This window comes from Streptomyces sp. NPDC127084 (assembly GCF_042724175.1).
Lineage (GTDB): Bacteria > Actinomycetota > Actinomycetes > Streptomycetales > Streptomycetaceae > Streptomyces.
This window is the reverse complement of the sequence record NZ_JBHXFA010000089.1, coordinates 1-7,283: the sequence shown is the minus strand read 5'-3', so window position 1 is coordinate 7,283 and position 7,283 is coordinate 1. Positions and strand designations below refer to the sequence as shown.

Here is a 7,283-nt window from a genome sequence, read left to right as displayed (position 1 = left end):
CGCCCGCCGTGGGGCGGTGGGGGTGGGGGGCCCCCCACCCCCCCCGCCCGTTGACCCGTAGATCGTTCGACTCTTCGACTTCAGAGAGATTCACAGACATGGCGAACTACACCGCCGCTGACGTTAAGAAGCTCCGCGAGCTCACCGGCGCGGGCATGATGGACTGCAAGAAGGCCCTGGACGAGGCCGACGGCAACGTCGACAAGGCCGTCGAGGCGCTGCGCATCAAGGGCCAGAAGGGCGTCGCCAAGCGCGAGGGCCGCTCCGCCGAGAACGGCGCCGTGGTCTCCCTGATCGCCGACGACAACACCTCCGGCGTCATCGTCGAGCTGAAGTGCGAGACGGACTTCGTCGCCAAGGGCGACAAGTTCCTCGCCGTCGCCAACGCGCTGGCCGCCCACGTCGCCGCCACCAAGCCGGCCGACATCGAGGCGCTGCTCGCCTCCGAGATCGAGTCCGGCAAGACCGTCCAGGCGTACGTGGACGAGGCCAACGCGAACCTCGGCGAGAAGATCGTCCTGGACCGCTTCGCCCAGTACTCCGGCGCCTACGTGACCGCGTACATGCACCGCACCATGCCGGACCTGCCCCCGCAGATCGGTGTGCTGGTCGAGCTCGACAAGCCGAACGCCGAGATCGCCAAGGGCGTCGCGCAGCACATCGCCGCCTTCGCGCCGAAGTACCTCTCCCGTGAGGACGTCCCGGCCGAGGTCGTCGAGACCGAGCGCCGTGTCGCCGAGGAGACCACCCGCGCCGAGGGCAAGCCCGAGGCCGCCCTCCCGAAGATCGTCGAGGGCCGTATCAACGGCTTCTTCAAGGACGCGACCCTGCTGGGCCAGCCCTACGCGCTCGACAACAAGAAGTCCGTCCAGCAGATCCTGGACGAGGCCGGTGTCACCCTGAAGCGCTTCTCGCGCATCAAGGTCGGCATCTGAGCCGGTACGCGAGCTACACGGGAGCCCGATAGGGTTTTCCCAGCAGTCGTAGGCCGCGTGGATGCCGGACGACGACCGCAGATCTGACGAGGAGGCCATTGCCGCAGGGACACCAGGACCCACCGGCAGTGGCCTTCTTCGTATGTGCACGAGGAGATCTCCATGAACAAGGGCGCGGACGCCAACCAGGCTGCCGACGACAAGAGCGACCACACCGGCATGAAGGCCGGCCGCTTCATGCTGAAGCTGTCCGGTGAAGCCTTCTCGGGCGGCACCGGTCTGGGCGTCGACCCCGACGTCGTACACGCCATCGCACGGGAGATCGCCGCGGTCGTCCGTGACGGCGCGCAGATCGCGATCGTCATCGGCGGTGGCAACTTCTTCCGCGGCGCCGAGCTCCAGCAGCGCGGTATGGACCGGGCCCGCTCCGACTACATGGGCATGCTCGGCACGGTGATGAACTGCCTCGCCCTCCAGGACTTCCTGGAGAAGGAGGGCATCGACTCCCGGGTCCAGACCGCCATCACCATGGGCCAGGTCGCGGAGCCGTACATCCCGCTCCGGGCCGTGCGGCACCTGGAGAAGGGCCGCGTCGTGATCTTCGGCGCCGGTATGGGCATGCCGTACTTCTCCACCGACACCACCGCCGCCCAGCGCGCCCTGGAGATCGACGCCGAGGCGCTCCTCATGGGCAAGAACGGTGTCGACGGGGTCTACGACTCCGACCCGAAGGCCAACCCGGACGCGGTGAAGTTCGACGCGCTGGAGTACGGCGAGGTGATCGCCCGCGACCTCAAGGTCGCCGACGCCACCGCCATCACCCTCTGCCGCGACAACTCGCTGCCCATCCTCGTCTTCGAACTGCTCGCCGCAGGCAATATCGCGCGGGCCGTCCGGGGTGAGAAGATCGGCACGCTGGTGAGCGACCAGGGCACCCGGGGCTGACCCGGTCCGCCTTCCCCGCGAGGGGCGGGACGGACGAAGCCCTGCCGGTCGGACACCGTGCAGGGGAACACGACGCCAAGTTTCACCGGCCTCGTACGCGTAACGCGCGCACTCGAAAACCGGACTCGTGAGCGCAGTCGTCACGCGGATTCGTAGAGTGAACCGTCACATGTACACGCCGGGCCTACTCAAGACACGCAGGAGCAAGTGGTGATCGAAGAGACCCTCCTCGAAGCCGAGGAGAAGATGGAGAAGGCCGTCGTTGTCGCCAAGGAGGACTTCGCCGCGATCCGCACCGGGCGTGCGCACCCGGCGATGTTCAACAAGATCGTGGCCGACTACTACGGTGCACTGACGCCGATCAACCAGCTGGCCTCGTTCTCGGTGCCCGAACCGCGGATGGCCGTGGTGACCCCGTTCGACAAGAGCGCGCTGCGCAACATCGAGCAGGCGATCCGCGACTCCGACCTGGGCGTCAACCCCAGCAACGACGGCAACATCATCCGGGTGGTGTTCCCCGAGCTCACCGAGGAGCGCCGCCGCGAGTACATCAAGGTCGCCAAGGGCAAGGCCGAGGACTCCCGGATCTCGATCCGTTCCGTGCGCCGCAAGGCCAAGGAGGCGATCGACAAGCTGATCAAGGACGGCGAGGTCGGCGAGGACGAGGGCCGCCGCGCCGAGAAGGAGCTGGACGACACCACCGCGAAGTACGTGGCACAGGTGGACGAGCTGCTCAAGCACAAGGAATCCGAGCTGCTCGAGGTCTGATGAACGACTCTTCCTGGGGAGCCCCGCCGAGTGCGGGCTACAGCCCCGACTACTGGGGGCCGCCCGACCAGCGGGCCGCCTCGGCGGGTCCCGCATACGATGTGCATGACGCCCGGCAGACGCGGCCCATGCCCGTTGTGCCGGACGTTCCCGAGACAGGTAGAGACGCAGAAGACCGCGACGACCGCACCCGGGGGGCCGCTCGCTGGAGTGGCTCCCCGGTCCGCGAAGAGATGCCGCAGGAGCCCATGCCCATCCCCCCGCCGTCTGCGGCTTCCGAGCCGCCGCAGCCTTCACAGCCGCCGCAGAAGAAGCGCGCCGGCCGGGATCTGCGAGCGGCCATAGGCGTGGGTGTCGGGCTCGGCGCGGTGATCATCGCGTCCCTGTTCATCGTCAAGGCCGTCTTCGTCGCCGTGATCGCGGCTGCCGTGGTCGTCGGCCTGTGGGAGCTGACCTCGCGCCTCAAGGAGCGCAAGGGCATCAACGCGCCCCTGGTGCCGCTCGCGGTGGGCGGCGCGTGGATGGTGGTGGCCGGCTACGCGCGGGGCGCGGAGGGTGCGTGGGTGGCCACGGCGTTCACCGCGCTGGCCGTGCTGGTCTGGCGGATGACCGAAGCCCCGGACGGCTACCTCAAGGACGTGACGGCGGGCCTCTTCGCCACGTTCTACGTGCCGTTCCTGGCCACGTTCGTGGCGATGATGCTCACCGCCGACGACGGGCCGCAGCGGGTGTTCACCTTCCTGCTGCTGACCGTCGTCAGTGACACCGGTGCCTACGCGATCGGCTGGCGGTTCGGCAAGCACAAGCTGGCGCCCCGCATCAGCCCGGGGAAGACCCGCGAGGGCCTGTTCGGTGCCATGGCTTTCGGCATGGTCGCCGGTGCGCTCTGCATGCCGCTGCTGATCGACGGCGGTACCTGGTGGCAGGGCCTGCTGATGGGTCTCGCCATCGCCGCCAGCGCCACCTTGGGCGACCTCGGTGAGTCGATGATCAAGCGCGACCTCGGCATCAAGGACATGGGCACGCTGCTGCCGGGGCACGGCGGCATCATGGACCGCCTGGACTCGCTGCTGCCGACCGCGCCGGTCGCGTGGCTGCTGTTCGTGCTGTTCGTCGGCACAGGCTGACCGACGGCCGCGTTCGTACGCCGAGGGGGCTCACCGATCCGGTCCGGGTGAGCCCCCTTGACGCGTACCCGCCTCCCTGCCCCGCCGTTCACTCGACGGGCCGCCCGTCCGACTCCTCCTCGGATCCGGGCTTCAGCGCCCGGGCCCCCAGCACGCCGGCGACGATCAAGGCGATGCCCAGCCACGTCGCGTCCTCCACGACCAGGATGACGACACCCACCGGGATCAGCAGTCCGACCAGCGGGAAGAACAGCCCGCTGGCCGTCGGCACGTCCTCGCTGCCGCGGGCCTTGGCCCGCACGTAGCCCGGGTACCACTCGGTGAAACGGAGCGCGACGATGATCGCCAGGATGGGGATGATCCACGAGGTCCAGATGTTGTCCGGGTCGCGGATGACGAGATCGCCGACACAGCCCGACGCGGCAGCCACCAGGAACGTGAGACCCCAGACGGCCGTGATCACGTAGTTGGTACGCAGGAACGCGGGAGTGCTCCAGTACTCGGGGTCCACCTGCTCACGTGCGTACTGCACGGTGAAGGGCACCCGTGCCGCCATGGAGCCGAAGGCGATGAGGGCGAGGGCGGCGTTGGCCACCTCGTCGGCGTACGTCTCCAGCCACTGGTGCGTGGCCTCGCTCACGGCCACGCCGACGATCGCCAGCACGGCGAAGAAGACCACGTCCGCCACCTCGAGGATCTTGAACGAGGTGCCCGGGTGCAGGACCCTGCCGAGGACGACGAAGACGATCGAGATGCCGAGGGCGATCAGTACCGCGACCTCGAAGCGCCCAGGCCCGGAGAGCAGGGCGAAGACGATCCACGGAGCCATCCCCACGGCCGGCTGCTCCAGGAAGCCCGCGAGCCACCTGCCCACTGCGGAATCGGCCACGGTGTTCATGGGCGCACCCCTCGGGACTACGACGTGCGGAATTCCAGCCTGACTCCGAAGCGGCGAACGCGCGACAGGGCTGTCCGACAGGGCGGGCGCGCCGCCCGAACGGTCTCTCGGCGGACGAGGCTCGGCGGGGTCCGGATATCTCCGCCCTGGCCGCGCCCCGCCCTGCTCGGCCAGGATGGACTCCGGCCGGAAGCGGGTGCACTGTCGTTCTATGAGGAGCCGCCGGACGTCGCCCCGGCGGCGTGGCGGGCCGCAGAGCACCCACGCCGCACCGTGGGCTCGCCGGACGGCGATGACGCTGAGTCAGGGGCGGCGGACGGCCGGCCGGTATCTGGACGAGAGCGAGGCGGCCAGGCTGTGGGGCCGGCTCACAGCGCTCGACTTCTTCGGCAACTCGTTCCAGCTCGCCTCCCTCGCGATTCTCTGCTTCTTCCCCTTCCTCATCGTGGTCAGCTCCGCGGCGGGCCGGAACGCGGCGGAGGTGCTGTCCGGCTGGCTGGCGCTTGACCAGCAGGCGGCGCAAGCCGTGGCGACCCTCTTCGCCCCGGAGGCGGGCTTCGGCACGCTGACCTTGGCGAGCGCCTTCCTGCTGGTCCTCGGGGCGATGGCCATCGCCGGGGTCCTCCAGCAGTGGTACGCCCGAGTGTTCGAGGTGCCGGGCGCCGGATGGCGGAGGATCGTCGCCCAGCTGTGCTGGCTCGCGACGCTGCTCGCCTACGGCGCCGTGCAGACCGCGACCGGAAGGCTGCTCGGAGGCATGGGCGGTCCGGTGCTTCAGGGCCTGGCCGGACTGGCGCTGGCGACGCTCTTCTGGTGGTGGAGCATGTACGTGCTGCTCGTGGGCGCGATCAGGTGGCGGGTGCTGCTCCCCTCGGCGCTGGCCACCGGTGTGTGCTGGGTGGGTCTGGGCGCGTTCTCGGCGCACTTCTTCTCCGATGCGATCGTGTCCGGGGAGCAGAACTACGGCGCGATCGGAGTCATGATGATCATCTTGTCCTGGCTGGTCGCCGTCGGAGTGGTGATCCACCTCGGATCCGTCGTCGGCGGTCTGTATGTCGAGCACCGCGCCGCCGGCGGCGATCAGAGGGAGGGGCGACGCGCATAGGCGTGCATAGTGCTGGTGCGGTCCGGAGACGTCTCCCAGAGGAACCGGGGGTGAGCGGCCGAGCGCGGGCGCTCCGCCCGCTTCCGCTCCGCACGGCTGCCGAGCGACCTGCGACGACCGCCTCGCACGGTGTGCAGCAGGGCCACCTGATTCGATCTGCGACACTGGTACGGCCATGCCTAAGCCCGGAGAACTCACTTTCGTCGCGCCCCGTGGAGCCAAGAAGCCCCCGCGGCACCTCGCCGACCTCTCGCCCGCCGAGCGCAAGGACGCGGTGGCCGCGATCGGCGAGAAGCCGTTCCGCGCCAAGCAGCTGTCCCAGCACTACTTCGCGCGGTACGCGCACGACCCCGGCCAGTGGACCGACATCCCCGCCGCATCCCGGGAGCGGCTCGCCGCGGAGCTGCTGCCTGAGCTGATGTCCGTGGTTCGGAACGTCTCGTGTGATGACGACACCACCCGTAAGACACTGTGGCGTCTGCATGACGGCACGCTGGTCGAGTCGGTGCTGATGCGCTACCCGGACCGGGTCACCATGTGCATCTCCTCGCAGGCCGGCTGCGGGATGAACTGCCCGTTCTGCGCGACCGGCCAGGCAGGCCTGGACCGCAATCTGTCGACCGCCGAGATCGTGCACCAGATCGTGGACGGTATGCGGGCGCTGCGTGACGGGGAGGTCCCCGGCGGACCGGCGCGGCTCAGCAACATCGTCTTCATGGGCATGGGTGAGCCGCTCGCCAACTACAACCGGGTCATCGGCGCCATCCGCCGGCTGACCGACCCCGAGCCGGATGGCCTCGGGCTCTCGCAGCGCGGAATCACCGTCTCCACCGTCGGCCTTGTCCCGGCGATGCTGCGGTTCGCCGACGAGGGCTTCAAATGCCGTCTCGCCGTGTCCCTGCACGCTCCCGACGACGAGCTGCGTGACACCCTGGTACCGGTGAACACTCGCTGGAATGTGCGGGAGGTGCTGGACGCCGCCTGGGAGTACGCGGAGAAGTCCGGCCGCCGGATCTCCATCGAGTACGCCCTCATCCGGGACATCAACGACCAGGCATGGCGCGGAGACCTGCTGGGACGGCTGCTCAAGGGCAAGCGGGTACATGTGAACCTGATTCCGCTGAATCCCACCCCCGGCTCCAAGTGGACCGCCTCCCGCCCCGAGGACGAGAAGGCGTTTATCGAGGCGATCGCCGCTCATGGTGTGCCGGTCACCGTGCGCGACACCCGGGGGCAGGAGATCGACGGAGCCTGCGGGCAGCTCGCCGCGTCGGAGCGCTGAGCCTTCGGCGGTGCCGCCGAGGGCCCATGTACGCTGGCCCCGAACATTCACATATTCCGACAGGGGAGCGCCACAGCGCTGAGAGTGCGGTGATTTCCGGACCGCAGACCCTCTGAACCTCGCCCGGGTCATTCCGGGTAGGAAGTTCGGACGAGACTCAAGCTGTTGCGCCCTGCCCGGTCGCGGCCCCCTGGGGTTCCGCTGACCGGGCCGGGCCGCGGCT

7 protein-coding genes and 1 riboswitch are annotated in these 7,283 nt (G+C 69.1%); of the genes, 6 read left to right on the top strand and 1 reads right to left on the bottom strand.

Going from position 1 to position 7,283, the window contains the following annotated elements; genetic code table 11:
• The first annotated feature begins 98 nt into the window (after window positions 1-98).
• From tsf to ACFWI9_RS20760, 4 genes are all read left to right on the top strand, one after another.
• Window positions 99-935 carry a translation elongation factor Ts gene (tsf, locus tag ACFWI9_RS20775; protein ID WP_387164022.1) on the top strand — a complete coding sequence of 279 codons (837 nt, stop codon included), beginning with the start codon at window positions 99-101 and terminating at the stop codon, window positions 933-935.
• A 162-nt stretch (window positions 936-1,097) separates the two neighbouring features.
• Complete coding sequence (pyrH, locus tag ACFWI9_RS20770; protein ID WP_387164020.1) at window positions 1,098-1,880, top strand: UMP kinase; 783 nt, start codon at window positions 1,098-1,100, stop codon at window positions 1,878-1,880.
• Window positions 1,881-2,090: 210 nt separating this feature from the next.
• Window positions 2,091-2,648 carry a ribosome recycling factor gene (gene frr, locus ACFWI9_RS20765; RefSeq protein ID WP_387164018.1) on the top strand — a complete coding sequence of 186 codons (558 nt, stop codon included), beginning with the start codon at window positions 2,091-2,093 and terminating at the stop codon, window positions 2,646-2,648.
• Window positions 2,648-3,775, top strand: a complete 1,128-nt coding sequence (locus tag ACFWI9_RS20760) for a phosphatidate cytidylyltransferase (protein ID WP_387164016.1) — start codon at window positions 2,648-2,650, stop codon at window positions 3,773-3,775. Before frr ends, ACFWI9_RS20760 begins: the two co-directional genes overlap by 1 nt.
• Window positions 3,776-3,863: 88 nt before the next feature.
• Here the strand turns inward: ACFWI9_RS20760 and ACFWI9_RS20755 are convergent, their stop codons facing one another.
• A complete protein-coding gene (locus tag ACFWI9_RS20755; RefSeq protein WP_387164014.1) occupies window positions 3,864-4,673 on the bottom strand; it encodes a hypothetical protein in 810 nt (269 codons plus the stop codon).
• Window positions 4,674-4,965: 292 nt separating this feature from the next.
• On the opposite strand from ACFWI9_RS20755, the gene ACFWI9_RS20750 reads away from it, so the two are divergent.
• Together ACFWI9_RS20750 and rlmN are read left to right on the top strand one after the other, a co-directional pair.
• The gene (locus ACFWI9_RS20750; protein WP_387164013.1) at window positions 4,966-5,778 is read left to right on the top strand and encodes a ribonuclease BN; all 813 of its coding nucleotides are present in this window, start codon (window positions 4,966-4,968) and stop codon (window positions 5,776-5,778) included.
• Window positions 5,779-5,953: 175 nt separating this feature from the next.
• Window positions 5,954-7,060 carry a 23S rRNA (adenine(2503)-C(2))-methyltransferase RlmN gene (gene rlmN / locus ACFWI9_RS20745; RefSeq protein WP_387164012.1) on the top strand — a complete coding sequence of 369 codons (1,107 nt, stop codon included), beginning with the start codon at window positions 5,954-5,956 and terminating at the stop codon, window positions 7,058-7,060.
• 51 nt (window positions 7,061-7,111) lie between these two features.
• A riboswitch (TPP riboswitch) is annotated at window positions 7,112-7,222 on the top strand.
• Window positions 7,223-7,283: the final 61 nt, after the last annotated feature.

Excerpts from the sequence above, each read along its gene's own strand:
- tsf (WP_387164022.1), top strand. The coding sequence starts at position 99 with ATGGCGAACTACACCGCCGCTGACGTTAAGAAGCTCCGCGAGCTCACC.
- pyrH (WP_387164020.1), top strand. The coding sequence starts at position 1,098 with ATGAACAAGGGCGCGGACGCCAACCAGGCTGCCGACGACAAGAGCGAC.
- ACFWI9_RS20760 (WP_387164016.1), top strand. The coding sequence starts at position 2,648 with ATGAACGACTCTTCCTGGGGAGCCCCGCCGAGTGCGGGCTACAGCCCC.
- ACFWI9_RS20755 (WP_387164014.1), bottom strand. The coding sequence starts at position 4,673 with ATGAACACCGTGGCCGATTCCGCAGTGGGCAGGTGGCTCGCGGGCTTC.
- ACFWI9_RS20750 (WP_387164013.1), top strand. The coding sequence starts at position 4,966 with ATGACGCTGAGTCAGGGGCGGCGGACGGCCGGCCGGTATCTGGACGAG.
- rlmN (WP_387164012.1), top strand. The coding sequence starts at position 5,954 with ATGCCTAAGCCCGGAGAACTCACTTTCGTCGCGCCCCGTGGAGCCAAG.